General features: G+C 71.2%; 22 protein-coding genes. 4 read left to right on the forward strand and 18 right to left on the reverse strand.

Annotated features, from left to right (window positions below):
• Nucleotides 1-50 precede the first annotated feature (50 nt).
• The 4 genes from QP119_RS03985 to QP119_RS04000 all read right to left on the reverse strand — a co-directional run bounded on the left by QP119_RS03985 (nucleotide 51) and on the right by QP119_RS04000 (nucleotide 6,228).
• A complete protein-coding gene (locus QP119_RS03985; RefSeq protein WP_284773781.1) occupies nucleotides 51-1,652 on the reverse strand; it encodes a hypothetical protein in 1,602 nt (533 codons plus the stop codon).
• 252 nt (nucleotides 1,653-1,904) lie between these two features.
• Nucleotides 1,905-3,260, reverse strand: a complete 1,356-nt coding sequence (locus QP119_RS03990; protein WP_284773782.1) for a M20/M25/M40 family metallo-hydrolase — start codon at nucleotides 3,258-3,260, stop codon at nucleotides 1,905-1,907.
• Between the two features lie 114 nt (nucleotides 3,261-3,374).
• The gene (locus tag QP119_RS03995; RefSeq protein ID WP_284773783.1) at nucleotides 3,375-4,616 is read right to left on the reverse strand and encodes a hypothetical protein; all 1,242 of its coding nucleotides are present in this window, start codon (nucleotides 4,614-4,616) and stop codon (nucleotides 3,375-3,377) included.
• Nucleotides 4,617-4,767: 151 nt separating this feature from the next.
• Entirely contained in the window at nucleotides 4,768-6,228 is a 1,461-nt protein-coding gene (locus QP119_RS04000) for a succinic semialdehyde dehydrogenase (protein ID WP_423777752.1), read from the reverse strand.
• Between the two features lie 30 nt (nucleotides 6,229-6,258).
• Here QP119_RS04000 and QP119_RS04005 point away from each other — a divergent pair, with 30 nt between their 5' ends.
• Nucleotides 6,259-7,011: an SDR family oxidoreductase gene (locus QP119_RS04005; RefSeq protein ID WP_284773785.1), complete on the forward strand. Its 753-nt coding sequence runs from the start codon at nucleotides 6,259-6,261 to the stop codon at nucleotides 7,009-7,011.
• A gap of 139 nt (nucleotides 7,012-7,150) precedes the next feature.
• Here the strand turns inward: QP119_RS04005 and QP119_RS04010 are convergent, their stop codons facing one another.
• From QP119_RS04010 to QP119_RS04020, 3 genes are all read right to left on the reverse strand, one after another.
• Nucleotides 7,151-8,821, reverse strand: coding sequence for a peptide MFS transporter (locus QP119_RS04010; protein WP_284773786.1), 1,671 nt, complete (start codon nucleotides 8,819-8,821; stop codon nucleotides 7,151-7,153).
• Between the two features lie 232 nt (nucleotides 8,822-9,053).
• Entirely contained in the window at nucleotides 9,054-9,740 is a 687-nt protein-coding gene (locus QP119_RS04015; RefSeq protein ID WP_284773842.1) for an esterase/lipase family protein, read from the reverse strand.
• An 18-nt stretch (nucleotides 9,741-9,758) separates the two neighbouring features.
• Nucleotides 9,759-10,055, reverse strand: coding sequence for a hypothetical protein (locus QP119_RS04020; protein ID WP_284773787.1), 297 nt, complete (start codon nucleotides 10,053-10,055; stop codon nucleotides 9,759-9,761).
• Between the two features lie 92 nt (nucleotides 10,056-10,147).
• Here QP119_RS04020 and amn point away from each other — a divergent pair, with 92 nt between their 5' ends.
• Complete coding sequence (amn, locus tag QP119_RS04025) at nucleotides 10,148-11,575, forward strand: AMP nucleosidase (protein WP_284773788.1); 1,428 nt, start codon at nucleotides 10,148-10,150, stop codon at nucleotides 11,573-11,575.
• A gap of 321 nt (nucleotides 11,576-11,896) precedes the next feature.
• On the opposite strand, the gene QP119_RS04030 is transcribed toward amn, so the two are convergent.
• Both QP119_RS04030 and QP119_RS04035 read right to left on the reverse strand, forming a co-directional pair.
• Nucleotides 11,897-12,865: a hypothetical protein gene (locus QP119_RS04030; RefSeq protein WP_284773789.1), complete on the reverse strand. Its 969-nt coding sequence runs from the start codon at nucleotides 12,863-12,865 to the stop codon at nucleotides 11,897-11,899.
• 160 nt (nucleotides 12,866-13,025) lie between these two features.
• The gene (locus QP119_RS04035) at nucleotides 13,026-13,625 is read right to left on the reverse strand and encodes a hypothetical protein (RefSeq protein WP_284773790.1); all 600 of its coding nucleotides are present in this window, start codon (nucleotides 13,623-13,625) and stop codon (nucleotides 13,026-13,028) included.
• Between the two features lie 195 nt (nucleotides 13,626-13,820).
• Between QP119_RS04035 and QP119_RS04040 the strand changes: the two genes are divergently transcribed.
• Nucleotides 13,821-15,707 (forward strand): LppP/LprE family lipoprotein, encoded by a 1,887-nt coding sequence (locus tag QP119_RS04040; RefSeq protein WP_284773791.1) that lies wholly within the window; start codon nucleotides 13,821-13,823, stop codon nucleotides 15,705-15,707.
• Between the two features lie 47 nt (nucleotides 15,708-15,754).
• On the opposite strand, the gene QP119_RS04045 is transcribed toward QP119_RS04040, so the two are convergent.
• Both QP119_RS04045 and QP119_RS04050 read right to left on the reverse strand, forming a co-directional pair.
• Entirely contained in the window at nucleotides 15,755-15,940 is a 186-nt protein-coding gene (locus tag QP119_RS04045) for a PspC domain-containing protein (RefSeq protein WP_284773792.1), read from the reverse strand.
• A gap of 137 nt (nucleotides 15,941-16,077) precedes the next feature.
• On the reverse strand, nucleotides 16,078-17,220 hold the full coding sequence (locus tag QP119_RS04050) for an alkene reductase (RefSeq protein WP_284773793.1): 1,143 nt from the start codon (nucleotides 17,218-17,220) through the stop codon (nucleotides 16,078-16,080).
• 41 nt (nucleotides 17,221-17,261) lie between these two features.
• On the opposite strand from QP119_RS04050, the gene QP119_RS04055 reads away from it, so the two are divergent.
• Entirely contained in the window at nucleotides 17,262-18,044 is a 783-nt protein-coding gene (locus QP119_RS04055) for a hypothetical protein (RefSeq protein ID WP_284773794.1), read from the forward strand.
• A 75-nt stretch (nucleotides 18,045-18,119) separates the two neighbouring features.
• Here QP119_RS04055 and QP119_RS04060 read toward each other — a convergent pair whose 3' ends face one another.
• The 7 genes from QP119_RS04060 to hutU form a co-directional block, all read right to left on the reverse strand.
• On the reverse strand, nucleotides 18,120-18,500 hold the full coding sequence (locus QP119_RS04060; protein WP_284773795.1) for a hypothetical protein: 381 nt from the start codon (nucleotides 18,498-18,500) through the stop codon (nucleotides 18,120-18,122).
• 180 nt (nucleotides 18,501-18,680) lie between these two features.
• On the reverse strand, nucleotides 18,681-19,553 hold the full coding sequence (locus QP119_RS04065) for a hypothetical protein (protein ID WP_284773796.1): 873 nt from the start codon (nucleotides 19,551-19,553) through the stop codon (nucleotides 18,681-18,683).
• Between the two features lie 262 nt (nucleotides 19,554-19,815).
• The gene (locus tag QP119_RS04070) at nucleotides 19,816-20,997 is read right to left on the reverse strand and encodes an imidazolonepropionase (RefSeq protein ID WP_284773797.1); all 1,182 of its coding nucleotides are present in this window, start codon (nucleotides 20,995-20,997) and stop codon (nucleotides 19,816-19,818) included.
• Nucleotides 20,998-21,073: 76 nt separating this feature from the next.
• Entirely contained in the window at nucleotides 21,074-22,450 is a 1,377-nt protein-coding gene (locus tag QP119_RS04075; protein ID WP_284773798.1) for a YjiH family protein, read from the reverse strand.
• A 28-nt stretch (nucleotides 22,451-22,478) separates the two neighbouring features.
• On the reverse strand, nucleotides 22,479-23,654 hold the full coding sequence (locus tag QP119_RS04080) for a CaiB/BaiF CoA transferase family protein (RefSeq protein ID WP_284773799.1): 1,176 nt from the start codon (nucleotides 23,652-23,654) through the stop codon (nucleotides 22,479-22,481).
• A 99-nt stretch (nucleotides 23,655-23,753) separates the two neighbouring features.
• Nucleotides 23,754-24,920, reverse strand: a complete 1,167-nt coding sequence (locus QP119_RS04085; RefSeq protein WP_284773800.1) for an acyl-CoA dehydrogenase family protein — start codon at nucleotides 24,918-24,920, stop codon at nucleotides 23,754-23,756.
• Nucleotides 24,921-25,128: 208 nt separating this feature from the next.
• The gene (hutU, locus tag QP119_RS04090; RefSeq protein WP_284773801.1) at nucleotides 25,129-26,832 is read right to left on the reverse strand and encodes a urocanate hydratase; all 1,704 of its coding nucleotides are present in this window, start codon (nucleotides 26,830-26,832) and stop codon (nucleotides 25,129-25,131) included.
• Between the last annotated feature and the right edge of the window lie 3 nt (nucleotides 26,833-26,835).

Consider the following 26,835-nt stretch of genomic DNA (forward strand, 5'->3'; position numbering starts at 1 on the left):
AAAAGAGTAGCGCCGCGGGCGGGGCGGCGCAGGGGTCGGCAGGCGGGGCCTCAGAAGTGGGAGGAGCCGCCCGCCCCGGAGAACCCCGAGTCGGAGAACGAGCCGCCCGACTCGCCGGTGTTGGTGCTGTCGCCGGGCGCGCGCCAGGAGTAGGCCTTCTTCATCGCCTCGAAGGGCACGAAGCCGACGGCTGGGTAGCCGGGGCGGTAGCCCTCCTCGAAGAGCGCCGGCGAGTGCGGTGGCGTCGCCTTCGAGCCGGGAGACTTGGCCTCGCGCAGCCGGTCCAGCGCGGCGCGGTAGTCGCCGAGCAGCGCGACGTAGGCGCGCAGGAACGCGCTGTCGAGCTCAACGCTGACCTGACTCGGTGCGTCCGCCGGACCCTGCGCGTCGGCCTGACGGGTCACGGTGCCGCGCAGCCGTGCGGTCCGCTTGCGGATCCCCACCAGCTCCCGGTGGACCGCCGTCTCCTCCTCGGGCGCGGAGTCGTGCGTGGCGTTGGGGGCGGCCAGCTGCGCGGCGACGACGCTGTCGCGCAGGTCGTCGAGCTCCTCGAGGCGCGTCGTGGTGTCCCCGCGCTCCATCAGGTCGATGCGCCCGATGCTCTCCGCGGCCCGGCCCAGGTCGCGCACCGTGCGCGCCGCCTGCGCGATCTCCCCGCGGGCGTCGTGGAAGGCCCGTCGGCGGCCTGCCGCCGGCGCCGCTCGGCGCGCGACGCCTTCTTCCGCGCCCGCGGGCTGACCGGGACGATCGTGCGGGGCCTCGTCAGCCGGCGCCTCCCCGCGCCCGTCCTCCCCGTCGGGATCCGTGGCGGCCTCCAGACCGACGAACCGGTCGATCTCGGGGCCCACGTCGTGGAAGCGGTCGCGCACTTCGGCCCACTGGCGGTGCATGGTCTCGTCGGCCAGCGCCGAGGCGAGCGCGCCCACCTGCGCGTCGACGCGGTCGAGGCGTTCGGCCAGCGGCGCGTATTCGTCGGTGATCACGTCGAGTTCGGCGCGCGTCCGGGTCAGGCGGCGGCCGCGGATGTGGCGGCGGGTGCCGATGAGCCCCACCGAGCCACCCGCCAGGACCAGGCCCACCGCCCCGGAGACCCCGGTGGCGCGCAGGCGCTCCTCGGCGGCCGCGTCGTGGCGGGCCTGCGCGATGGCGTCGGGGTCGACGACCTCGCCCAGTCCGGCGAGCAGTCCGCCGGTGAGGTCGCCCGCGCGCACGTCCGGTTTGATCGCCTCCAGGGCGGCGTCGAGGTGGGCGTCCCCGGCGTTGAGTCCCAGCCGGTCGGCGACGTCGTCACCGGCGAAGACGAAGGACTGCCGCGGGCTGAGCCCGACGCCGACGATGAGGACGCCGTCGGCGAAGCGGTCCCCGTCGATCAGCCCGGGCTCGCCGCCGCGCAGGTGGTCGACCACCGTGCCGATGACCTCGTACTCGTTCTGTTCGAAGACCATGAAGCGCAGCTCGTGGACCACCTCGGGCATCTCGAGGCGCGCCGCCTCTCCGAGCAGGCGGTCCTGGTCACCTGCGTCGAGCAGACCGTCCGGGTCGTCGACGCGCGCCGTGGGTGCGGTCTGTGCGAAGTCGACGGAGATTTCCGACGCCGCGGGCACCGGGTTCTTGAAGAAGGCGCCGCCGGCCGCGATGCCGGCGCCGAGCACCGCGGCGGCCGCCGCGGTGGCGATGACCCGGGTGCGCGAGGGGCGGGTGGCGTCGGGTTGGGTGTGGCCGGGTTGCAGGCGCGATGACCCGGGTGCGCGAGGGGCGGGTGCGCGCGTCGGCGGCCGCGAGCTCGTCCGCCGTCAGGGCGGAGTCCGCCGAGCCTGGGCCGGGGCGGTCACCACCGGCGGACTGCGCGCCGTTCATGGTGCTCAAGGATAGTGCGCGCACCCGGTCCCCGCGCGCGTCGGAAATCACGCCCCCAGGAAGCGCTCCACCAGACGGGAGTAGGCGCCCACGGTCAGGCGCAGGTCCTCGAGGTGCAGGTGCTCGTCGTGGGCGTGCAGCTGGCGGTTGGCCGCCGCCAGGTCGCGGCCGCGTGCGTGCAGCGCGAAGCCGTAGCCGTTGCCGCCGAGGCGGCGGGCGAAGCGCAGGTCAGAGCCGCCGGTGGCGTAGACGGGCACCACCACGGCGTCGGGGAACTCCTCGTGGATGGTGGCCACCATCGCGTCCCACAGCGGGCCCTCGGCCGGCGACTCGGTCGCCGGCTCGGTGATCAGGTGATCGATCTCGACCTCGTCGGCGAGATCGCCCAGACCCTCACGGATCAGCTCGTCGATGCCCTCCTGGGTGTGCCCGGGCAGCGGGCGGATGTCCATCTCCAGGCTGGCCTTCGACGGCAGCACGTTGATCGCCCCGCCGGCGCGCAGCACGGTCTGGGCCAGCGTGAGGTGGGAGAAGGCGTGCGCGTAGCCGGCCAGGTCGCCGAAGACGGCGTAGTCGGCGGCGTCCGAGCCGGTCAGCAGGGCCTTCTCGGTGACCGGGTCGAAGCGGAAGGCACGCACGAAGCCCTGCCAGATCGGGTTGTCGGTCACCGGCGGCTCGATGGCGGCGATGCGCGCGGCGACCTCGCCGATCTTCGCGACCGCCGAGTCGCGCCCGTAGGGTGTGGAACCGTGGCCGGCCTCGCCGCGCACGGTCAGGCGGCGCTGTCCGGCGCCCTTCTCGCCGACGTAGACGACGACGGCGTCCGAGCCGTCGGCCACCGGAAGGTGCGCCCCGCCGGTCTCCGAGAGGCAGTTGCGCCAGCTGAACGCCTCGGCCGCGTTCTCTGAGAGCCACTTGCCGCCCAGGCCGCCGCGCGCCTCCTCGTCGGCGAGCGCGGCGAAGGTCAGCTCCCCGCGCGCGCCGCCGCGCTTAGCGACGTCGCGGGTGACCGCGGCCATCGTCGCGGTGATGAAGAGCATGTCCACCGAGCCGCGGCCGTAGAGGACCTCCTCGCCGGCGGTATTGGTGACGATCTCGGCGCCGAAGGGCTCGTGCTCCCAGGCGTCCTCGTCGACGGGCACGACGTCGGTGTGGCCCATCAGGGTCAGCGGCTCGGCGTCGGGGTCGGTGCCCGGCACGGTGAAGATGACCGAGACGCGGCCCGGGTGCGGCTCGAACTCCTGGACGCGGACGTTCGGGGTCTGCGCGAAGAAGGCCTTGAGGGTCTCGGCGTTGCGGCGCTCCTCGCTTGAGTCCGCGGTCAGGTCGTTGACGCAGGCGTTGCGGATGAGCTCGCGCAGCAGGTCGAGGGTCTCGGTGTACAGGGCTTCAGTGGTGGCCATGGCTCCGGAGTCTACGCGGGGCGGGCGGTGGTCCGAGGACCGGGGCGTACCGCTCGGACTGTCAGTGATGGACCGGTCGGTCTAGTAGGTGGTGGGTGGTTGTTGGTCGCCGGACTACGGGCGGCCGGACCAGCCCTGCGGGCCGTCGGGCGGGGAGCCGCCCGCCCAGCCGGGGTTGCCGCCCGGCTGCGGGCCGCCCGCGGGGAAGCCGCCGGGCTGGCCGCCGAACGGCGCACCGCCGGGGCCGGGCCGAGCCGGCTGACCGGGCTGATCGGGCTGGCCGCCGCCGAACGGCGCACCGCCGGGGCCGGGCCGAGCGGTCGCCGCGGCGTGGCTCTTCTTCTTGAGAGCGCCCGGCCACGCGAGCAAGGAGATGACGCCCCAAGCGATCGCCGCGACGGCCAGCAGGAGCATGAGCCACGCGCCCAGGTTCAGGTCGTAGGTGTAGTCCATGCCGCCGGTGTCGGTGGTGATCTCCGAGAGATCCGCCTCGATGGAGGCCTTCGTGCCGGCCATCAGGAACACGTAGTAGCCGGCCAGCGCCACGCCGGAGACGATCGTGACGATCGCGGCGGCGAGCCGGAGGCGCAGCGCCCACAGCACGGCCGCGGCGATGAGCGCGAGCACGATCAGGATCATGGCGACGATGCCGGCACCGACGCCCGACTCCTCCTCGAGGGACTGCTCCAGTTCCGTTTCCATCTGGTCCTGGTACTGCTGCATCTCCTGTTCGAGCTGCTGGTTCAGGCCGTCAGTGAAGCCCTCGAGGGAATCCTCGCCGAAATCGTCGCTGTAGGGGTCCTGCTGCACCGGAACGAAGGAGGGCGCCGGGGAGCCGTGGGAACCGAAGCCGAATTCACTCGAGTCGAAGCTGTCGGAACCGCCGTAGGAGTCCAGGTCGCCGAAGGACTCGGACTCGAGATCGGAGAAGGGGTCGGAACCGAGGCCGGACCCGTAGTCCTCGAGGCCCTCGAAGGGGTCGATCTCGCCCATGTCGAAGGAGCCCGTGAGCTCGGACGAGACGTTGTTCCAGCCGTTCTGGGTGACCTTGACCTCCACGCCGAACATCGACAGGATGGTCGTGTTGACCGGCAGGAACGCCGCCAGGGCGACGAAGATCGCGAGCACACCGGTGATCGCCGCGGCGACGAAATCGGAGGAGCCGCCGGAGCCCGCGCCGGCCTGGGCGGGCGCGCCGGGACCCGCGGGGCCACCGGGGGCGCCCGCACCGATGGGGCCGACGGGCGCGCCGGGAGTCGAGGGGTTTGCGGGGTACCCGGATCCGCCCGGGAAGGCGTTTTGGTCCGGGGTGCCGGGGCGTCCCGGCTGGTCCTGCCATCCACCTGGTCGGCTCACAAGGCTCTCCTAGATAAGTTGTGGGGAATTTGTCCCACAACTTATCGGAGTGTGAGTGTCTTCGTCAGCTGAACCTTCCGCGGCCTCGCGGAGACCGCGGGCCGAAGGGCGGCGGCAGCGGCGATTCGCGCCCGGCGAGCCGCGGCCGCGCCTACCGCAGGATCCGCTTGCCGAACTTCAGCGCCGCCGTCACCGTCTTGGCGAAGACGTCCGGGTCCACCACCGTGTTGCCCGAGATCGACATAAGATGCTGGACGGCCACCGTGCGCGCCTCGGTGTACTTGAGCATGCCGCCGTCGCCGTGGCGGCGGCCGACACCGGAGTCCTTCCAGCCGCCCATCGGCGCGCCCACCGAGGACCACGCGGCGGCGAAGCCCTCGTTGACGTTGACCGTGCCCGCGTGCAGCCGCGAGGCCAGCTTCGAACCGGTCACGGGATTGGCCCACACGCTGGCGTTGAGCCCGTAGCGGGTGTCGTTGGCCTTGATCACGGCCTCGTCGAGCGAGTCGACGACCTCGATGGCAACCACCGGGCCGAAGGTCTCCTCGCGGAAGAGTTCGGCGTCCTCGGGCACGTCGGCCAGCAGCGTCGGCGCGTAGAAGGCCGGGCCCAGGTCCGTCAGGCGCCGCCCGCCGGTGAGCACGCGCGCGCCCTTCGCCACCGCGTCGTCGACCATCGCGGCGACGTGCTCGCAGTGCTCCTCGGAGATCAGCGAGCCCATGTCGGTCTCCCAGTCGTGCCCGCCGCCGATGCGCATGCCGGCCACCGAGTCGACGAAGGCGGGGATGAACTCGTCGGCGATGCCGCGGTGGACGTAGAGCCGCTCGATCGAGATGCACAGCTGGCCCGAGTTGGAGAAGCACGCCGCCCGCGCACCGGGGACCGTGCGCTCGAGGTCGGCGTCGTCGGCGATGATCATCGGGTTCTTGCCGCCGAGCTCCGCCGAGTAGCCGATCAGCCGCTCGCCGGCCTGTTTGCCCAGCATCCGGCCGGTGGCCGTCGAGCCGGTGAACATCAGGTAGTCGCACTGGGCGACGATCTCCTGGCCGACCACCGAGCCGGAGCCGGTGACCGCCTGGAAGACGTTCTCCGGCAGTCCCGCCTCGCGCAGCAGGTCGGCGACGAGCAGGCCGGTGTAGGGCGTCTGGGAGTCCGGCTTGAGCACCACGGCGTTGCCCATGGCCAGCGCGGCGATCGCGTCGCCGGCGGTCAGGGAGAACGGGTAGTTCCACGGGGAGATCATGCCCACCACGCCCACCGGGTCGTGCTCGACGCGGGTGCGCGTCAGCCCCGGCAGCGAGGTCTTCGCGCGCTTGGGGCGCAGCAGCCGCCCGGCGGCGTAGCCGCAGTGGCGCGCGGTGATGGCGACGTCCATGACCTCCTCGAACGCGCTGGTGCGGTTCTTGCCGGTCTCGTCCTGGATCAGGTCCAGGATCTCGTCGCGGCGTTCGAGGACCAGGTCGTGCAGTTTCAGCAGTACCTTGCGGCGCTCCTTGACGGAGGTCGCCTGCCAGCGCCGCTGTGCGGGCCGGGCGCGGTCGAAGGCGTGACGGGTGTCTTCGGCGGTGTGCGCGGTGACCTCGCCGAGTTCCGCGCCGGAACTCGGGGACACAACTGTGATGGTTGTCATATCGTTGACTATATGTCATCCATCTTCATTTCTGGGGCCGCCGAGGGAATCGGTCGTGCGGTCGCCCACCGTTTCCTCACCGAGGGCTGGACCGTCGGCGCCTACGACATCGCCCCCGTCTCCTACTCCCACCCGAACCTGGTCGCCGGCCACCTCGACGCCTCCGACGTCGAGAGCTGGGACGCCGCCCTCGCCGACTTCACCGCCCACACCGGCGGCACGCTCGACGTGCTCGACAACAACGCCGGGGTAATTGCCGCCGGCGCGCTCGCCTCACTGCCGGCGACCAAGGTCGCCGCCCAGATCCAGGTCAACGCCCTGGGCGTCACGCTCGGCGCGCGGGCCGCGCACCGCTACCTGGCGGCCACCGAGGGCTCGCAGCTGGTGAACATGGCCTCCGCCTCGGCGATCTACGGCCAGCCGGACATCGCCGTCTACTCGGCGACGAAGTCCTACGTCGGCGGGCTGACCGAGGCCCTCGGCCTGGAGTGGGAGCTCGACGGCATCCGCGTGATCGACATCTGGCCGCTGTGGGCCAAGACCAAGCTCAGCGACAACGACGCGACCTCGGTGCGCCGCCTCGGCGTGCACATCACCCCGGAGCAGATCGCCGAGGTCATCTGGGACGCCACCCACCCGGCCAACCGCTGGCAGCGCGGCAAGATCCACTACGGCGTCTCGCTGCTGGACAAGGCGATGTACTGGGCGCGCTCGGTCAGCCCGGACCGCACGGCCCGCTTCGTCAACCGCTTCATCTCCGCCTAGGGCGGGGGTCCGCCCCGCCCGGGGAAACCGCCGCCCGGCCCCGAACACAGCCCCGCCCGGGGAAACCGCCACCCGGCCCCGCAGACGCCGAGACGCCCCGCACACCGGTGATGTGCGGGGCGTCGGCAATTGAAGGGCGTCAGCGCACGTCGACGAACTTGCGCAGCACCCACGGGCGCAGCGCGATGAGGATGACGCCGAGCACGATCGCGGCGATGGCGACCGTGATGAAGAACGCGCGCTCCGCGGACGGGTCGGTCGGGTCGTAGAACTGACCCAGCACGCCCGACAGCGAGGTGCCCATGGCCACGGCCATCAGCCACACGGCGAAGAGGCGCGACTTGAACGCCTGCGGGGCGACCTTGGTCGCCAGCGCGTTGCCCACCGGGGACAGCAGCAGCTCGCCCATGGTGAACAGGAAGAGGATCCACACGATGACCAGCAGCGGGGTGCCGTTCTCGCCGGCGGACGAGTACGGCAGGAAGAAGACCAGCGAGACACCGATGATCAGGTTGGCCACGCCGAACTTGACCGGCGAGGACCACTGCCGGTCGCCCAGCTTGGTCCACAGCGCGGCGAAGACGCCCGCGAAGATGATGATGAACAGCGGGTTGAAGGCCTGCACCTGGCTCGGGGTGATCTCGAAGCCGAAGAGGCTGCGGTCCAGGCGCTGGTCGGAGTAGACGGCCAGCACGGTGAACTGCGACTGGAAGATGGCGAAGAAGAGCACGCCGCCGATCAGCAGCGGGATGTAACCGATCAGGCGCGAGCGCTCGACGGCGGTGGTCAGCGGGGACATGCACATCTCGACGAGCAGCACGGCCGCGGCGACGAAGGCGATGACGGCCATGATCGTCGAGAGCCACTGGACCTTGATCAGGCCCGTGCCGATGGCCAGGCTCACCGCGACGATGACGACGACGGTGCCCACGGCCCACGGCATGTACTGCTTGCGCGGCAGCGGGTTGGGCACCTCGGAGCCGGCGGCGCCGATGGTGGTCTTGCGCATCAGGATGTACTGGGTCAGGCCGGCGGCCATGCCGATGGCGGCCAGGCCGAAGCCCCAGTGGAAGCCCTGCATGCCCCAGACCCAGCCGGTGAGCAGCGGGCCAAAGAACGCGCCGATGTTGACGGCCATGTAGAAGATGGAGAAGCCGGCGTCGCGGCGCGGGTCCTCACGTGCGTAGAGGTCGCCGAGCACGACCTGCGAGGCGGTCTTGACGCCGCCGGAGCCGACACCGATGCACACCAGGCCGATGGCCAGGCCGGCGAAGGAGGGGATCAGGGCCAGGGCGATGTGGCCGCACATGACCAGGATCGCCGAGTAGAACAGCGTGCGCTCCGCGCCGAGCAGGCGGTCGGAGACGAACGAGGCGACCAGCGAGCAGACGTAGACGAAGCCGCCGTACGCGCCGACCAGGGAGACCGCCTCCGCCTCGGACATGCCGAGGCCGCCCTCGGAGGCCGAGTAGTACAGGTAGAAGGTCAGCAGGCCCTGCATGCCGTAGAAGCTGAAGCGCTCCCACATCTCGATGCCGAAGAGGTTGGCCAGGCCCCACGGCTGGCCGAGGAACTTGCGGCTCTTCTTCACCGTGGCGGTCAGGGAGGTCACGTCGCTGCCGTGGAAGCCGGAGTCGGCGTCGGTGGCGGACTCGGTGGTGGCGGCGCCCGCGCCGTGCACGCCGGCCGTGTGGGTCCCGGTGTACGCGGCGTCGTGGGCGTGCGGGTCCGCGGCGGCGTCTGCGTGCGAGGCGTCAGCCGCCGGATCGCCGGACCCGGGCTGTCTGGGGTCTTGGGGTGTGGAAGTCATCGCGGCTTATTATCCGCCCTTCACCAGGGGCAGAGGCAACTTAGGCCGCGGTGTAAGCCGGCTGGACGCGGGCTTCGAGTGTCGTGACGGGTGCGTGCGTGGTGCGCATCTGTGCAGGTCGCGTGCCTGCGTGGGTTGCTTGACGACGCCGCGTCGTCTTACCTCTGTGGTCTTGGTCCTGTTGTGTCCTGTACCTCGGGAAAGTGGACGTCCGCGCAGGCTGCCCCGCTTGTCAGGCCCGCGGTTTACCGGTGCGGGAGTCGCGCGCACGGGAGTCGCAGATGGTCCAGGGGTCGCCCACGCGGCAGAGCCGGTCCAGGTCGGCGCGCACCAGCTGGCGCGCCGGGCGGGCGCGGGTCATCTGGTCGTGGGTGATCACCGCGGTCTCGTCGAGCGAGTCGACCCACAGGTTGCGCACCGTGTCGTCGCCCGGGTCGCGCAGGAACACCGAGTTCGGCGGCTGGATCAGGGTGTCGAAGCGGGTGGCCAGGCACGTGTAGGTCACGCCCTCGACCAGCTCGTCGCCGGCGTTGACCGCCTCGACGACTCCGCTGCCCGCGTCGCCGCGGATCTGGTCGAAGCCGGCCGGACCGAACCAGCTGGTCACCAGCTCGCGCATGAGGCCCGCGGCCACCGGGCCGCGCACGGCCGAACTGACGATCCCGCCCATCGTCGTGCCGTGGTTCGGCGTCGCCAGGCAGACCAGGTGGCGGATCTTGCCGGCGCCGCCGCCGAAGCGCAGCCACCAGCGGGCCAGCAGCCCGCCCTGCGAGTGGCCCACGACGACGACCTTTTGCGAGCCGGTGACCTGTAGGACCGCGTCGATGTAGGCGCCGAGGTGACCGGCGGTCTCGGCCAGCGGGCCGGTCGCGCGCCCGATGAGGTCCGGGGCGAAGACGGCCCAGCCGTCCGCGCGCAGGTCCGCGCCGAGCTCCTCTCAGTCGCCCTTGGTCGCCCCGGTGCCGTGCACCAGCACCACCGGCCAGGGCCGTTTCTTCGTGGGCCGGGCGCGCCAGTCGTCCTCGAAGCGACCGTTGGGGCGCAGGCGGGACAGCAGCGGCACGCCGCTGGCCCCGCGGTCCAGGGTGGCGTCGGGGTGGTCGTCGGCGATGCGTCGGGCCAGTTCGTCGGGGATCTTCATCGAGTGCGGCGTGCCGGGCAGCTTCTCCACGGGCAGGTTGCGCCAGGCACGCCGCAGCAGGCGGACGAGTTCGGTGCGCAGGTCCTCAGCCATGGCCACGAGGATAGAGGCGCCCGGCCGCGCGCGTGCCGGGATTCGCTTTCCGCGCCCGGACGGGCGGGGCGCACGCCGGTACGCTCGGGGGCATGACTGGAGCCCACGGTGAGTTGGTCGAGGTCGACGGGGCACGCGCGGCCGTCGACAAGCTGGTCGAGCTGTACGAGACGGCGACGGCGCGCGCCCGGGAGATCCTGGCGAGCGGCGATTACGTCTCGTGGAACGAGGTGGTCTACCCCAAGCTCGCCGTCAACGTGCTCGAGTGGCGGCCCATCGACCGCTCCGAGCCCTTCGGATACGTCAACGCCGCCGGCCGCTACGTCGCCGAGTTCGCCCGGCCGCAGCTGCTGCGCGGCTACCTGCTCGAGCAGCTCGAGGCCCTGACCGGCAACTACCCCTGCCGCATCCAGGTCGGGCCCAGCCAGACGCGCATCCCGCCGGAGTACATCCGCGGCGTCGGCAACATCGACGAGGCGCGCCGAGCAGGGGACCTCGGCGACGCCGTGCCGCGGCCCACGCTCGACGACGTCCACGACGCCATCGTCGACGGCCACTGGGACGCCTTCCACGGCGAGGAGAAGCCGCTCTTCCAGTTCGGACCGCAGCGCTTCGACCTGGCCTGCGCGCGTATCGAGCACTACACCGGCATCGACGTCGACAGCGTGCAGAAGTACATCCTGTTCACCAACTACGCGATGCACACCTCGGAGTTCGTGCGCTTCGGGCTGCGAGAGATCGACGACCCGGACTCCCGCTACACCCGCCTGCTGCTGCCCAACGGCGAGGTGCTCGAGGCCGGCCACGGCGCCGAACTCGACGAGCTGGACCTGGCCTCGAGCCACCAGATGCCCCGCTACGACCTGGTCACCGAGGCCGGCGACGGGCTGACCATGATCAACATCGGCGTCGGGCCCTCCAACGCGAAGACCATCACGGACTCGCTGGCGGTGCTGCGCCCCGAGGCGTGGATCATGATCGGCCACTGCGCGGGCCTCGACGGGCGCATGCGCATCGGCGACCTCATCCTGGGCAACGCCTACCAGCGCGAGGACTCCATCCTGGACTCCCGGATCGCCCGCGACGTGCCGATCCCCGCGGTGCCCGAGGTGCAGCGTGCCCTCGAGGCCTCCGTCAACGACATCTACGGCGGCGACCGCTCGCTGATGCGTACCGGCACGGTGCTCTCCACCGGGGACCGCAACTGGGAGTGGCACACCCCGCGCGACCTGTGGGAGTGGCTGCGCGGCTCGACCGCCGTGGCCGTGGACATGGAGTCCTGCACGCTCGCGGCCAACGGCTACCGCTTCCGGGTGCCCTACGGCACGCTGCTCTCGGTCTCCGACCTGCCGCTGCACGCGGTGCCGAAGCTGCCCGCCCAGGCGCAGGCCTTCTACACCTCCTCGAAGGAGGCGCACGTGATGTGCGCGGTGCGCGCGATGGAGCGGCTGGCCAAGGACCCGACCAAGCTGCACACCCGCAAGCTGCGCCGCACGATGGGTGAGGTGCCGTTCCGGTAGGGGACGGGGGACCGGGGCGGTTTCGGCGGCGCCGGGAGTGCCGGACCAGGGCTTTCCGGGTTGGGACAGGGGTTTCGGGGCGGTTTCGGCCCCGTTTGCCGCGCTCCCGGGGTCTTGTCGGTGGAGCGCTGTCAGAGTGTGCGACCACAGCGTCGCACACTCTGACGGTCACACGACCGTTACGCGAAAACCCGCAGGTCAGAGCTTCGCCGAAAATCGGGGCGTCAGAATGTGCGACCTAGACGTCGCACAATCTGATTAGGACGGGGACCGCCGGTGGTAGCTGCCCACCGGTGGGCCATGACTCGGTTCGCGGCCGGGCTACGGCCCCGCGACCCACTCGCCGCCGATGCAGAGAAGGACGTGGCCCGCGGCGTCCTGGCCGCCGTGCTCGCCGTCGACGCACTCGCCGCCGACCTCGGCCGTTCCGACACCCTGCGGCTCAGGTCCGTAGACCCACGTGTACTTCGAACCGCCCATGAAGGTGCAGACCAGCGGTTCGCCGGCGCCGTCGCGCGCGGGCATGCCCACCTGCGAGGCTGAGCAACCGACTCCGTACGCGGGCGCCCCGCCGGCGGCCGCGCCTGTCGCGCTGTCGGAGCCGCCGGCGTCCCCGCTGTTCTCCTCCGCGGTCGGAGTGGAGGTGGACGCGGAACCTTCCGCACCTGCGTCGGACTCCGCGGCGTCGGCACCCGTCGTCGGGTGCGGGCCCTTGCCCTTGGGGCGCTCGGAGTCGATGCGGTCGATGGAGATGTAGGTCAGGTCGTCGAAGGAGTACTCGGGGTTCGCGAAGCCGAGCGCCGTGACCTTCCGGTCCTTCGGTACGACGAAAATCCAGGTCATGGTCGTGTCGAAGCCTGCACCGAGGTAATCGCTACATCCCGGGTTGCCGGGCACGCGGTGCAACTCGTGTTCAGGCCCGTATTCGGCCTGCGGCTCGGTGACCAGCTTCGCCTGTACTCCCAAGGAACAGGTCAGGTCCATGTCCTGGGTGCCGTCGTTGCGCACGGTCGTGTCGACCACGACGTACTTGCCGCCCTCGCGGACCTTCTCGGTGACGTTCGGGTCGGCGGTGGAGTGATCGCTGAGGAGCTCGATCGTGTCGGTCTCGGTCACCGCGTCGACGCGGAGCGCGACGCCCTCGGCCTCCACCATCTGACCGACGGTGTGCTCGGCCTGGGTGCTCGACGTGGTCTCGGTGTCGGCCGGCGCATCGGAATCACCGCCCCCGCCACATCCCGCGAGCGTCAGGGAGGCGACGGCGGCGAGCGCGAGAAGCAGGCGTTTCACTGTGGGTCCTTCAGGTCGGCGGACGGGGACGGTCCCGGGCCCGGGGAGGGGGGCACCCCTCCGGCGCAAGCTTGGCGGCACCTGTGCTCCATCGTATCGGAGCCTGGGCAGGGGTGGATTCCGCGAGCGCGCGCAGGGGAGCGGCAGGGCAGGGCCCGCCCTAGGCCTTCCCGCCGAGGGAGACGCTGGCGCGGGCCGGACCGCCGCCGGCCGGAGCGAAGCTGACCTTCTCAGCCTCCGTGTTCTCCGAGAGCAGGAACGCCAGGGCGACGTTGCCCTGCTCACCGGGGTTGACGGCGGCGCCGTCGGTCGGGTTGCCGGTGATGCGCTCGGGCTCGCCGAGCGAGGCGTGCGGGGAGCCCGCCACGTCGGTGACCTTGACGTCCAGCGCCCCGGCGCCGAGGAGGGTGAGAGGCTGGCTGCCCCGGTTGACCTGCTTGATGTTCAGGATCAGGAACCGCTGGCCGCCCGGGGCCATCGCGGTCGAGGCGGGCGAGGAACCGGACTGGGACGGCTCGCCCAGCTGGATCTCGCCGGCGAAGTAGGCGTCGGTGACGGTGACCGCGACGTCGTCGAAGGAGACCTCGTCGCCGATGCCGGCGTCGCCCGGGCTCGCGACGGTGGTCAGCGGGGCGGAGGACACCGCGTCACCGGACCCGCCGAGACCTGCGAGACCGCCGCTCCCGCACCCCACGAGCAGGCCGGTCAGGGAGAGCACGACGGCCGCGGTCACGCGGCGGCGGATCCGGTGGACGCGCATGGGGCTCCTGGGGGTGAGACGGCTGGCTTTCTGTCTGGGAGTTTAGCGTCCGCGGAAAGTGAGATGGCCGTCCGCGCGGAGAATGCTCCGCTTCCGGAAAGCGTCCATACGCCACGACTGAGAGATGGCCGTCCGCGCGGAGAATGCTCCCCGGAGGCTGGGAGGATGTCGCGCGTGCCCGTTAGTGTTTAGGGCATGGACACTACTCGCAGCCGCAGGTTCCCGGCGGCGGTCCTCGCCGCGGTGAGCGCCCTGCTCATCGTGGTGGGCTGCTCGTCCGCCCCGAAGGAACCTGAGATCCTGGCCGCCCCGAACCCGAACATGCCCACCATCGGAGACTTCGTCTCGGTCGGCGATCTCGAGGTGCGCGTCGACGACGTCGACCAGCGCCGCAGCTTCGATCCGGCGGACTACGACATCCCGGACCTCGTGGACCGCGCGGCCGTGACCACGCTCTCGGACCGCAGCCCTGAGCGCGACTCGGACTCTGACTCAGACTCCGATTCGGGGTCGCACGGAGATTCCGACTCGAAGTCCGGTTCCGACCGTGGATCGGACTCCGGATCCGACTCGGGTGCGTCGGCCCATGGGCCGCGTCCGACCCTCGCCGACGGCACGACGGCCACGCGCGGCGACGGTGGCTCGGGAAGCTCGAGCGACTCCGACAAGGACCGGGACAGCGACTCAGGCAGCTCGGACGACCCGCGGGACCGCGACGACGACGGTGACTCCGGCGCCCACGGTGGGGCAGACGCGACGTCGGCAAGCGAGGGTGACACCCCGCCGACCGAGAAGATGGAGGCCGAGGACGGCGGCAGCTTCGGCGTCATCCCCGCATCGGTGTGCCTGGGCGAGGGGCAGTCGGTGGAGCCCGGCGTGCAGCTGGCCATCCACGCGGACCTGTCCACCGTCGCCGCCAGCGGTTATCGGCCGATGTCGGGACTGAACGCGCTCGTGATTGAGCGGGTCGACGGAGACGACGGCAACGACTGCAACGGTCTGATGCTGAGGATCCTGTGGGTCTTTCAGCTGCCCGAGGACGAACGCCCCTCGAGCATCGGCCTGAACGGGGCCGACCAGGGCATCGAGGACCGCAAGGTCGTCGACCTGGGTGCCGGCGGTGGCGAGCAGTGCGAGGAGTACAACCTCGACCTGATGGAGACCGAGCTCGGGTACTGGCTGCAGTCGGGCAGGCTGTGGGTCGATCGGCCTCGCCGCGGTCTCTCGGCGGAGATCCTCAGCAACCAGTTCGACCCCTGCGCGCCGCTGAGCTGGGTGACCGTGCACCTGGAGAGCGACCGGCTCGAGCCGATTGAGACCGTGGTCTTCTTCCACGGTCCCGACCTGGTCACCGACCCCGCCCCGCTCACCGGCTCCAAGGTCATGGATGTCACCCGCGAGGGCGCGGACGCGGTGAGCGTCGGTGTCAAGGGAGGAACCAGCTCGGACGCCCCGACGACGACGGTCGACTACCGGCTCGAGGGCGACAAGCTGGTCGAGAGCGCATGGGACGGGGACGACGCTTACCCGCGCATCGACTTCGATCGTCAGGTCACGCCCGGTGAGGCGCGCATCGGTTACCTGGGCAACGCCCGCAATGCCGCCTATGACTACCGGATCGACTGGGACGGCCGCGGGACGTACGGTGTGCGTGTGCCCGTCGGCGAGGACGGGGAGGCCTACCTGAACTGCCGGCTGGGTGGGCGGGTGACCGTGGCATGTGACGCACCCGACGGCAAGAACTGGACGGCGAAGGATCTGCTGTCCGGGCCGCAGAACGACACCCCGGAGGGCGAACCGGCGAACCGCTTCGAGGTGGCCCTCGGTCTCGGCGGCGGGGCGCGCACCTACGCCGCGGACGGCAGCCTGTCCGACGGCGGCGAGGAGCTGCCGGACGAGTCCGTGATCAGGTTCGGCCCGTACGTCCTGAGCACCCACGGCCCCGGGCTGACGGTGGGCAGCAACTCCATCGGTTACTCGGCAACCCTCGGCGGGCCGGTCGAGGAGACGGATCCTCCGGTGAAGGTGTCGAAGTCGCGGTGGCCGGATCCGGAGTCACTGGAGAGCTGGCAGAGCGCCTAGCGGCCCGTGGGGTCGGGCCACACCGGCCCGGCCCCGCCGGGGTGCGCCTAGGCCTGCGGAATGACGACCCAGGCGACGATGTAGAACAGGATCGGCCAGCCCATCGCCAGTCCGAGGGCGGCGACAGCCAGCCGCACGATGACCGGGTCCCAGCCGTAGGTCTCGGCGATGCCGCCGCACACACCTCCGATCCAGCGGTCGACGGGCGAGCGGTGCAGACGGGAGTTGGACATGGTGGGCCTCCTCTGGCTCCGACCGGGGGCGAATCCGCCGGTTGCGGCTTCCTTTTCCGGTTCACTTCCCAGTGAACCAATTTCCGCCGACGAATGCATCGGGGAGCATCCCGGTCTTACCCCTAGGGGTCGCCCACCTACAGCTGCGCCGCCGGGTAGTCGGTGTAGCCGCGCTCGAGGTGCGCGTGCGGGTTCTCGTAGGGCGGGTAGATCGTGTCGGTGACCAGCTCGTTGAGCTCCACCGACCCGACGCGGCGCGGCCAGCCGTCGCCCGAGGCGTCGGCCGCCCCGGCCCCGACCCCGCCGCGCGCGTCGGCGGCGAGCACCCGCTCGGCCAGGTCCGGGTTCGCGATGTACGCCTTGCCGAAGGCCACCGCGTCCACCGTGTCGGCCTCGATCAGGCGCTGGGCGTCCGCCGCGCTCATCCGCTCATTGCCGATCACCGGCCCGCCGAAGGCCTCCTTGATCGCCCCGACCACCGAATCCTCCGCCTCGTGCTCGCGCACGCACAGGTAGCCGACCTTCCCGGCCAGCGAGCCCGCCACGTGCGTGAACAGTCCGGCGAGGTCGCTGTCACCCATGTCGTGCTCGTCGGCACGCGGCGCGAGGTGCACGCCGACGCGCCCCGGCTCCCAGGCGTCCGAGCACGCGCCGACGACCTCGAGCAGGAAGCGCTCGCGGTTCGACATCGGCCCGCCGTAGGCGTCCGTGCGCCGGTTGGTGGAGTCCTGCAGGAACTGGTCGATCAGGTAGCCGTTGGCCGCGTGGATCTCCACGCCGTCGAAGCCGATCGCGCGCGCCCGCGCGGTGGCCGCGCCGTAGTCGGCGACGGTCGCGTTGATCTCGTCGAGCGTCATTTCCCGCGGGGTGACGTATCCGCGCATCGGCCGCAGCCTGCGCACCCGCCCGGCCGGCAGCACCGCCGAGGGCGCGACCGGGGTCATCCCGCCCAGCAGGTCCGGGTGCGAGATGCGCCCCACGTGCCAGAGCTGCAGCGCGATGCGCCCGCCGGCGTCGTGCACGGCGCGCACCACCGGCTCCCAGGCCTCGGCCTGCTCGTCGCTCCAGATGCCGGGGGTGTCCCGGTAGCCCACCCCCATCGGGGTGACGGCCGTGGCCTCGGAGATGATCAGCCCGGCGCCGGCGCGCTGCCGGTAGTACTCGGCCATCAGCGCGGTGGGCACCTGGTCCACGGCGCGGCTGCGTGTCAGCGGCGCCATGATGATCCGGTTCGGGATCTCGAGTGATCCCAGCGATAACGGTTCGTTCAAGATACTCATGGTCCCGTTTGTACCGCCCGCCGCGGCGTTACGCTGGTGCCATGAACGCCCGCCCCGCCCTCGCCACCGCCGCGCTGCTCGCCGTCGCGGCACTCACCGCGTGCTCCTCGCCCTCCGGCGAGCCCACGCCCGCCCCCCAGGCCGAGGAGGCCAGTGTGCACCCGTCGCCCTCGATTTCCGACGTCCCGTCCGACACCTCGGCGCACCCGACGACGTCGGCGGGGGAGGCCGCGGCTGCGCCGCGGCCGACCGGCGGCGCGCAGGACTGCGCGCCGGGTGCCACGGGCACCGCGGCGCCGGGCTCCGACTCCGCGCACGGCGCAGGGCACGGCGCGGGCGAGTCCGGCGTGTGCACCGGCTCCGGGGGCGCCGGGACCGGCCCGGCGGGCGCGTCGCAGGCGGGTGGCACCGGGGAGCGCACGCTCACGGTGCCGGAGACGGCCTCGGCGCGCGACGCGATCGTCGTCAATCTGGCAGGCCACACGGTGACCTGCAGTCTCTCGGCCTCCGAGGCTAGCGGGGTGTGCACCGCGGATGCGGCGGTGTGGCCGGACGAGTCCGGCACCGCGCGTAATCAGGCGACGTTCTCCTTCACCGGCGGCGGCGTGGACGTCCACGACGGCCAGGGCGGCGGGGGCTACGCGCGCACCGTCGAGCTGCAGCCGGGCGAGACCCTGGTGGCCTACGGCTTCTACCGGGTCACCGCTGGGGCGGACGGGCTGACCATCACCACGCAGACCCCCGACGACGGCTCGCCGGCCGACCCGTCGGTGGTGGGCAAGACCGTGCGGCTGACCGCGAACGCGGCGAGCTACCAGGGGTAAGGCCCGGAGCGCGGGGCCCGGTCGGCCGCGCGCCGGGCCTCGGAGGGCAGACCCCGGGGCGCGGCGCCGCCACGCTCAGGCCCAGCGGGAGGCGTCCAGGCCGTAGGGGTTCGCCGAATTGTCGAGCGGGAGGTCCTGGACCTGGGTCTCGTCGATCCGGAACTCCCGCGCGTTGTCCCGGGTGGCGAAGAACATGCGCACGGCGCCGTCGGTGGTGTCCACGACAAACACCGAGTCGACGAGCACCCGTGAGCCCGGGGGAAAGACGTGGGGATGCCCGATGTTCCTTTCGGCGGGCGCGAGGCCGGGCTTGAGCTCGATCCGCGGGGAATCGGTGATCGCGGTGGAGACCTCGGTGAAGATCGCGCTGGCGGCGTCCCCCTCGGTACCGTCCGGGAAGGACCAGATCTCGGTGAGCGGCTCGGCGGTGTGGGCGTTGCCGAAGGGGATCGGCACGCGGGAGCCGGGACCCGAGACATCGGGCAGCGCCTCCGGGGCGAAGTCGATGCACCCGTTCTCGCGCGGCGGCTCGTCGGGATCGCTCGCGCCCGCGGTCGTATAAGGGACGGTGACGAAGGGGTCGGGCCTGTTGAGATACGCGTTGTAGCTCAGCGTGACCTCGTCGGGGGCCGTGCGTCAGACCTCGCCGATCTCGCGGTAGACGCTCATGTCGAAGTCCACGAGATGCTCGTCGGTGAAGAAGACGACGGCCGTGCGCTCATCGTCGTACGGGTCGCCGCGCGTGTCCCGCATCGGCATGCCGGTGACGGTCACCCAGCTCAGCTCGGCGCACGGGTCGAACGGGTTGTCCACCACGCGCAGGTGGGACAGGTGCGTGAACCCGCTGTCTGCCAGCGGAAGTTCCAGGGCGGCGAGGTAGGCGCCGAATTCGGTCTCGGAGAGGTCGAGGTCCGCCGCCTCGCAGGTGCCCGGGGCGTCCTCGCCGCCGCCGACGTCGGTGGTCGCGGTCTCGCCGGTGGCCGGGTCGGCCCAGCGCACCCAGCCCGGGTCGTCGCCGGCGGGGATGCGGTAGGCGGCCATGCCGGGCATCGCCCCGCCGGGCTCGGCGACCTGGTCCTCGGGGCCGGCTTCGATGAGTGTGCCGCAGGCGGGCGTGGCGCGGGTGCCGCCGACGGTCTGCAGGCTCATCGTCGGCGGCGTGGTCTGACGGAAGTCGACCGGGGAGTCGCCGTTGTTGCGCAGGGTGACCTTCATGATCACCAGGTCGGTGGTGCCGGTGGTGACGGTGCCCTCGCCGCCGCCTTCGCTGCTCGCGCCGGGCTCGGCGAGGCAGCCGGTGACCGCCTCGATGGCGGCCCCGCCCAGGACGGTGCGGTAACCGGCGGCGGCCTCCTCGGCGCCCGCGGGATCCTCCTCGGTGATCTCGTCGACGCGGACCTCGAGGACGCCCAGCGAGACGTAGTCGCCGATGTCGGGCATGTCGTCGGAGCCGAGCGCGAAGACGTCGGGGTCGATGACTTTGCGCGAGAACGCCGTGGTGGCGAGCATCCCGAGCAAGACGAGGAGGACCGCGATGATTGCGATCAGGACACGGTTCCGGCGGTTCTGCAGCACATCTTCAGCCCATCTATGGCTGTTCACCGAGGAAGGGGCCTGTGGGGAGCGCTGCCTAGCTCGACCAGCCTTCCGGGGAGCCCCGGCGAGTACCCGACCCAGCAAGCTCGTACCCAGCAAGGACACGCCTTGCTGGGTACGGAAGAGCCCTTGCTATACGGGGCCTTGCCGGGGAGCCGGGTGGAACGCCCCGCGATCAGGCGACGCGCTCGCCGGTGAGGTAGGTCGCAGCGGTGACCGGCATGCCCGGGCGGTACGCCAGGTCGATCGCGGTGGCCGAGCGCAGCACGTGTAGGTTCGCCGCCGCGCCCTCGACCAGCGTGCCCACGGCCGGGCGGCCCTGGGAGTCACGGCCGCCGCCGACGTCCTGGCGGCGCAGCGCCACCGCACCGCCGTGGGTGCCCGCGGCGATCGCCTCGTCCAGGGAGAGGTGCTGCTGGAGCACCGCCGTGGTCACGCAGAAGTTCATGCTCGACGTGTACGAGGTGCCGGGGTTGAGGTTGCTGGCGATGGCCACCGTGGCCCCCGCGTCCAGCAACCGGCGCGCCGGGGCCAGCGGCATGCGCGTCGACAGGTCGCAGGCGGGCAGGATCGTCGCGACCGTCTTCGAGGCGGCCAGCGCCTCGACATCCGCGTCGGTGAGGAAGTTGACGTGGTCGACGCTCGCGGCGTCGTAGTTCACGGCGAGGCTCACCCCGGGGCCCTCGCCGAGCTGGTTGCCGTGCACGCGCACGCCCAGGCCCTTGGTCTTGCCGGCCTCGATGACCCGGCGCGACTGGTCCTCGTCGAAGGCACCGCGCTCGCAGAAGACGTCGATCCAGCCGACGTGCGGGGCCACCGCGTCGAGCATCTCGCCGCAGACCAGGTCGACGTACTCGCCGGCGTCGGCTCCCGGCGGCACCAGGTGCGCGCCCAGGAAGGTGACCTCGTCGACGTGGCGCCCGGCGATCTCGGCGGCCTGCTTCTCGCTGGCCGTGTCCAGCCCGTAGCCCGTCTTGGTCTCCAGGGTGGTCGTGCCGCCGGCGCGGGCGGCCGCGACGCGAGCGGCCACCAGCTCGTCGAGGCGCTCCGCCCCGGCCGAGCGGGTCGCCTCCATGGTCACCGCGATGCCGCCGGCGGCGTACTCGCCGCCGGACATGCGGGCCTCGAACTCCTCGGCGCGGTTGCCGTCGAAGACCATGTGGGTGTGCGAGTCCACCCAGCCGGGCAGCACGGCTGCCCCGCCGAGGTCCTCGGCCCGGTCGGCCTCGGGGGCCTTGGCGGCTTCGCCGATCCAGGTGATCACGCCGTCCTCGGCGACGATTGCGGCGTCGTTGAGGGTGCCACGCTCGGAGACCGTGCGCAGCTCGCCGATGTTGGTGAACAGGGTGGAGGTCATGGGGTCCTTTCTGGGGTTCGCGGGAGCTAGAAGGGGGCGGGGACGAGGGTCAGGGAACAGGGGTCACACCTACGGTCTATCCGCCCGTGACGAGGAACGCGACCGGGACGGTGATGATCAGGGTCAGGACGACGCGCTGGAACCAGATGACCACCATGTGCCAGATCTTGATCGGGATCTCGGTGCCCAGCACGGCCGGGATCATCGACGAGAAGAAGAAGATCTGTGAGATCGAGACCACGGCGACGATGAAGCGCAGCGTCTCGCTCGGGGCGCCGGCGACCAGGGTGGCCGGCAGGAATAGCTCGGACAGGCCGATGGCCAGCGCCTCGGAGGCCAGCTGCGGGCCTGGGACCTGCAGTGCCCAGGTGAACGGCAGGAAGAGGAAGCCCAGCCAGGTGAACACCGGGGTGTAGAAGGCCAGCGTCAGGCCGATGAAGCCGACCGACATGATGCCCGGCAGGATCTGCATGGTCATCAGCACGCCGTCGGCGAAGTTGACCCACAGCACGCGCAGCACGCCGGGGCAGCGCTTGAGCACCTCCTCGGCCTCGCCCCAGGCGCGGCGCAGGCGGTTGGAGGTGACCTGCTCCTCCGGGTCCGGGTGGGAGCCGGGGTAGTACTCGTCCGGGATGCGCGACAGCGGCGGGATCCACACGATGATCGCGCTGACGATGAAGGTGATGATGAACGTCGCGGCGAAGTAGATGCCCCAGATCGGCATGAGGTCCAGGGTGCGCGCGATGACGACCATGAAGGTCACCGAGGCCGTGGAGAAGCACGAGGTGATGATCGCGGCCTCGCGCGCCGTGTAGCCGCCGGCCTTGTAGACGCGGTTGGTGATCAGCAGTCCCAGCGAGTAGCTGCCCACGAAGGAGGCCACCGCGTCGACCGCGGAGCGCCCGGGCACCCGGTAGGCCGGCCGCATGATCTGCTGGACGAGCACCCCGATGAACTCCATCAGACCGAAGCCGACGAGAAGGCCCAGGAACACGGAGCCGACCGGGACGAGCAGGCCGACCGGGATGACCAGTTTGTCCATCAGGAAGGGGCCGAGGTCCTCGCGGAAGAGGAAGTCCGGGCCGAAGTTGAACACGAGCATCGTCGCGACGGCCGAGCCCAGGACGTTGAGGAAGGCGAAGACCCGGCGGGCCATCGACTGCTTCCAGCGCCCGGAGGCGAACTGGAAGACGGTGCCGGCCAGGATGATCGCGTAGGCGACGAACTTGTTGGCGTCACCGAGCAGGTCGTCGATGACCGTCACCAGGTGGTCCAGGAGGATCGAGTTGGAGCCCTGGTAGGAAAACGGCACGAAGAAGGCGAAGATGCCGATCGCGCTGTAGACGAAAAACCGCCAGCGCCCGCGCACGGGCTTGTCCATCCGGCGCGCGCCGGGCGCCTGCGTGGGCGCCTCCTCGGGACGCACCGGATCAGCGGTGGAGTTCTCGGACATGGTGTCCTCCGTTCGGGGATGGGCCGGGTCAGCGGTCGACGGAACCGGACTCGTCGGGGACGCGCTCAGGCTCGGCGAGCCAATCGGCGATCAGGTCGTTGTGCTCCCCGAGCCCCGGAGCCGGCCGCGGGGCGACGGAGCCGTGCAGCTTGATCGGGGAGGCGAGGGTGCGGAAGCCGTCGGACTCCTCGGCGACGACGCCGCGCTCGCGGCCCAGCTCGCCGGTGAGGGCGTCGTGGACGTCGTGCACGCGCGAGGTCGGGACGCCGTGCTCGGCGAGGTGCTTGAGCGCCTCGTCGGCGGTGTAGTCCGCCAGTTTCTCCTCGAAGAGGCGGCGGACCTCGTCGCGGCGCTCGCGGCGCGCGGCGTTGGTGTTGAAGCGGGGGTCGTCGACCATGTACTCCAGGTCGAGCGCGTCGGCGACGCGGCCGAAGAGGGTCTCGTTGGTCACGGCGATGACGACCTCGCCGTCCTTGGCCGCGTAGGTGCTGAAGGGCACGGTCATCGCGTGGTCGTTGCCCACGGCGGTGGGGGTCTCGTCCTCGTAGAGCTCACGCATGGCCACCGATTCCAGGACAGAGACCAGCGAGTCGTACATGGCCAGGTCGACGTGCTGGCCGTGGCCGGAGTGGTTGCGCTCGAGCACCGCGCCGAGGGTGGCGATCGCAGCGTAGAGGCCCGGGATGAGGTCGCCGAGGCTGACGCCGGTGCGCGTCGGGCGGCCGCCGGGCCAGCCGGTGACGGACATCAGGCCGCTCATCGCCTGCGCGACGAGGTCGTAGGCCGGGGCCTTGCTCATCGAGCCGGTCTGGCCGAAGCCGCTGATGCTCGTGATGATCAGGCCGGGGTTGGCCTCGAGCAGGTCCTCCGGGGCGATGCCGAGGCGCTCCATGACGCCGGGGCGGAAGTTCTCCACCAGCACGTCGGCGCGCTTGGCCAGCTCGATGAGGGTCTCGCGGTCCTCGTCGGACTTCAGGTCGAGGGTGATGCCCTTCTTGGTGCGGTTGAACAGGCGGTAGTAGGCGGAGTGGTCCTCCCAGAACGGGCCGAACTCGCGGGAGTCGTCGCCCCAGGGGGTCTCGATCTTGATCACGTCCGCGCCGAGGTCGGCGAGGATGGAGGCGCAGAACGGTCCGGCGAGGACCCGGGACATGTCGAGGACCCGGATGCCGTCGAGCGCGCTGCGGTGGCCGGCGGTGGTCATGGTGGTCTCCTTTCGGTCGGCCGCGGGCGGGGCCCGATGCCGTAGGGCCCGCCGGCCCGGACTGCGGTGCGGTCCGGGCCGGCGGGCTCGAGGGGGTGGCTAGACGAAGGCGGACTCTCCGGTGATGGAGCGGGCGACGATCAGCTGGTTGATGTCGTAGGTGCCCTCGTAGGAGTAGAGCGCCTCGGCGTCGCAGAAGATCTTGGCCATGTGGTAGTCGGTGACCAGGCCGTTGCCGCCCTGCACCTCGCGGCCGAGGGCGACGGTCTCGCGCATCAGGTGGGTGACCTGGGCCTTGGCCAGGGCGGAGTGCTCGTTGTGGTCGGCGTCGCGGTCCTGCATGCGGTTGAGGGTGTACATCATCGACTCGGAGGCGATGAGGTTGCCCAGCATGGTGGCCAGCTTCGACTGGTTGATCTGGAAGGAGCTGATCTTCCTGCCGAACTGCTCGCGCTCATCGGCGTAGTCCAGGGTCGCGTCGAGCGCGCCCATCTGCAGGCCGACGGCCTGCCAGCCCACGGTCGCGCGGGCGGACTTGAAGACCTTGTTGGTGTCCTTGAAGGTGTTGGCGCCCTCGAGCTTGTCGGCGTCCGGCACGAAGCAGTCGGTCAGGTGGATCTCCGCGTTCTGCACGGCGCGCAGCGCGATGCGGTTCTCCATCAGCTCCGCGCGGTAGCCCTCCGCGGAGGTGTCGACGACGAAGCCCTTGACCTGGTCGTCGGCGATGTCGCGGGCGTAGATGACCGCGTAGTCGGACCAGGTGGCGTTGCCGATCCAGCGCTTGGTGCCGTTGAGCTTCCAGCCGCCGTCGACCTTCTCGGCGGTTGTGTGCATGCCCTTGGCCACGTCCGACCCGGCCTCCGGCTCGGTGATGGCCAGCACGCCGGTCTTGCGCACGGCGTAGAGGTCCGGCAGCCAGCGCTGCTTCTGCTCCTCGCTGCCGAGCAGCTCGATCGAGCCGGTGAACAGGCCGTCGTGGCCGCTGAAGAACGTGCCCACCGAGGCGTCGGCACGGTGGATCTCGGCGGTGACCAGGCCGGCGAGCAGGCGGCTGCGGCCCTTGTGGCGCACCAGGCTGATGATGTCGAGGTCCGCGATGGAGTCCATCAGCTCGTGGGGGAACTCCCAGCGGTTCCAGTAGTCCGCTGCGACGGGCTTGACGGTGTTCTGCGCCCAGTCGCGCACCTTCAGCAGGATCCTGCGCTCCTCGGCGGAGAGCTCCTGTTCGAATCCGTAGAAGTCGCCCTCGGGGTAACGTCCGGCCATTGTCTCGGTCCTTTCTCTGCGGCTTTGCGGCTTGTCGTCTGCTGCTGTTGTCTTCGTGTCTCTCGGTTCTTCTTCGGGTTCGCGCCACCGGCGGGGTGCGCGCTGCGCCACTAGCGCCGCGCCACCGGCGCGCTGCGCCACCGGGACGCGGCGCCCACGCCGCAGCCGACGCGCCCGACGTGGGGCACGCGCGGCGTCGGCAATCGGATCAGTCGCGCTGGTTGAAGTCCATCGGCACGCGCACACCGCGCTCGTCGGCGACCTCCTTGGCGCGGGAGTAGCCGGCGTCGTAGTGGCGCAGCACGCCCATGGCGGGGTCGTTGGTGAGCACGCGCTCGAGCTTCTGGGCGGCCAGTTCGGTGCCGTCGGCCAGGGAGACCTGGCCGGCGTGGATGGAGCGGCCCATGCCCACGCCGCCGCCGTGGTGGATGGACACCCAGGTCGCACCGGAGGAGGTGGCGGTCAGGGCGTTGAGCAGCGGCCAGTCGGCGATGGCGTCGGAGCCGTCGATCATCGCCTCGGTCTCGCGGTAGGGGCTGGCCACGGAACCGGAGTCGAGGTGGTCGCGGCCGATGGCGATCGGCGCGGAGATCTTGCCCTCGGCGACGAGCTCGTTGAAGCGCACGCCGGCCTTCTGGCGCTCGTCGTAGCCGAGCCAGCAGATGCGGGCGGGCAGGCCCTCGAACTCGACGTACTCCTCGGCGGCGTCGAGCCAGCGGTGCAGGTGCTCGTTGTCGGGGAAGAGCTCCTTGAGGGCCTCGTCGGTGACCTTGATGTCGGCCGGGTCGCCGGAGAGCGCCACCCAGCGGAAGGGCCCGAGGCCCTCGCAGAACAGCGGGCGGATGTAGGCGGGCACGAAGCCGGGGAACTCGAAGGCGCGGTGGTAGCCGGCGTGGCGGGCCTCGTCGCGGATGGAGTTGCCGTAGTCGAAGACCTCGGCGCCCTCGTCCTGGAACTCGACCATGGCCTGGACCTGCATGGCCATCGACTCGCGCGACTTCTTGGTGAAGGTCTCCGGGTCGTCGGCGGCCTCGCGGTGCCAGTCCTCGACGGTGATCTCGCTGGGCAGGTAGCTCAGCGGGTCGTGCGCGGAGGTCTGGTCGGTGACCACGTCGACGGTGATCTCGCCGGCGCGGTGGCGGTTGAGCAGCTCGGGGAAGACGTCCGCCGCGTTGGCGACGATGCCGATGGAGACGGCCTCCTTGTCCTCCTTGGCCTGGCGGGCGCGGGCGACGGCCTCGTCGAGGTCGGTGTAGACCTCGTCGAGGTAGCGCTTGGACTGGCGGCGCTTCAGGCGGGTCTCGTCGACGTCGGCGATCAGGCAGACACCGCCGTTGAGGGTGACGGCCAGGGGCTGGGCGCCGCCCATGCCGCCGCAGCCGCCGGTCAGGGTCAGGGTGCCGGCGAGCGTGCCGTTGAAGCGCTTCTGGGCGACGGCGGCGAAGGTCTCGTAGGTGCCCTGCAGGATGCCCTGGGTGGCGATGTAGATCCAGGAGCCGGCGGTCATCTGGCCGTACATGATCAGGCCCTCGGCCTCGAGCTTGCGGAACTCCGGCCAGTTGGCCCAGTCGCCGACGAGGTTGGAGTTGGCGATGAGCACGCGCGGGGCCCACTCGTGGGTGCGCAGCACGCCGACGGGCTTGCCGGACTGGACGAGCAGGGTCTCGTCCTCCTCGAGGTCCTTGAGGGTCTCGACGATCTTGTCGAAGGCCTCCCAGCTGCGCGCGGCCTTGCCGGTGCCGCCGTAGACGACGAGGTCCTCGGGGCGCTCGGCGACCTCGGGGTCGAGGTTGTTCATCAGCATGCGCAGCGGCGCCTCGGTCTGCCAGCTCTTGGCGCTGATCTCGGTGCCGCGCGGGGCGCGCACGGTGCGCGGGCCGGACTGGGTGGTGTCGGTGTTCTGCTCGGTCACTGT

The sequence above is a fragment of the Corynebacterium frankenforstense genome (genome assembly GCF_030211955.1).
GTDB classification, from domain to species: Bacteria; Actinomycetota; Actinomycetes; order Mycobacteriales; family Mycobacteriaceae; genus Corynebacterium; species Corynebacterium frankenforstense_A.

What these genes read in the sequence shown, in the direction of transcription:
- QP119_RS04020 (WP_284773787.1), bottom strand. Translation starts at nt 10,055, where the DNA reads ATGGCTGAGGACCTGCGCACCGAACTCGTCCGCCTGCTGCGGCGTGCC.
- QP119_RS04035 (WP_284773790.1), bottom strand. Translation starts at nt 13,625, where the DNA reads ATGCGCGTCCACCGGATCCGCCGCCGCGTGACCGCGGCCGTCGTGCTC.
- amn (WP_284773788.1), top strand. Translation starts at nt 10,148, where the DNA reads ATGACTGGAGCCCACGGTGAGTTGGTCGAGGTCGACGGGGCACGCGCG.
- QP119_RS04085 (WP_284773800.1), bottom strand. Translation starts at nt 24,920, where the DNA reads ATGGCCGGACGTTACCCCGAGGGCGACTTCTACGGATTCGAACAGGAG.
- QP119_RS04005 (WP_284773785.1), top strand. Translation starts at nt 6,259, where the DNA reads ATGTCATCCATCTTCATTTCTGGGGCCGCCGAGGGAATCGGTCGTGCG.
- QP119_RS04055 (WP_284773794.1), top strand. Translation starts at nt 17,262, where the DNA reads ATGAACGCCCGCCCCGCCCTCGCCACCGCCGCGCTGCTCGCCGTCGCG.
- QP119_RS04040 (WP_284773791.1), top strand. Translation starts at nt 13,821, where the DNA reads ATGGACACTACTCGCAGCCGCAGGTTCCCGGCGGCGGTCCTCGCCGCG.
- QP119_RS04065 (WP_284773796.1), bottom strand. Translation starts at nt 19,553, where the DNA reads ATGCTCGCCACCACGGCGTTCTCGCGCAAAGTCATCGACCCCGACGTC.
- QP119_RS04075 (WP_284773798.1), bottom strand. Translation starts at nt 22,450, where the DNA reads ATGTCCGAGAACTCCACCGCTGATCCGGTGCGTCCCGAGGAGGCGCCC.
- QP119_RS03990 (WP_284773782.1), bottom strand. Translation starts at nt 3,260, where the DNA reads ATGGCCACCACTGAAGCCCTGTACACCGAGACCCTCGACCTGCTGCGC.
- QP119_RS04070 (WP_284773797.1), bottom strand. Translation starts at nt 20,997, where the DNA reads ATGACCTCCACCCTGTTCACCAACATCGGCGAGCTGCGCACGGTCTCC.
- QP119_RS04045 (WP_284773792.1), bottom strand. Translation starts at nt 15,940, where the DNA reads ATGTCCAACTCCCGTCTGCACCGCTCGCCCGTCGACCGCTGGATCGGA.
- QP119_RS04010 (WP_284773786.1), bottom strand. Translation starts at nt 8,821, where the DNA reads ATGACTTCCACACCCCAAGACCCCAGACAGCCCGGGTCCGGCGATCCG.
- QP119_RS04050 (WP_284773793.1), bottom strand. Translation starts at nt 17,220, where the DNA reads ATGAGTATCTTGAACGAACCGTTATCGCTGGGATCACTCGAGATCCCG.
- QP119_RS04080 (WP_284773799.1), bottom strand. Translation starts at nt 23,654, where the DNA reads ATGACCACCGCCGGCCACCGCAGCGCGCTCGACGGCATCCGGGTCCTC.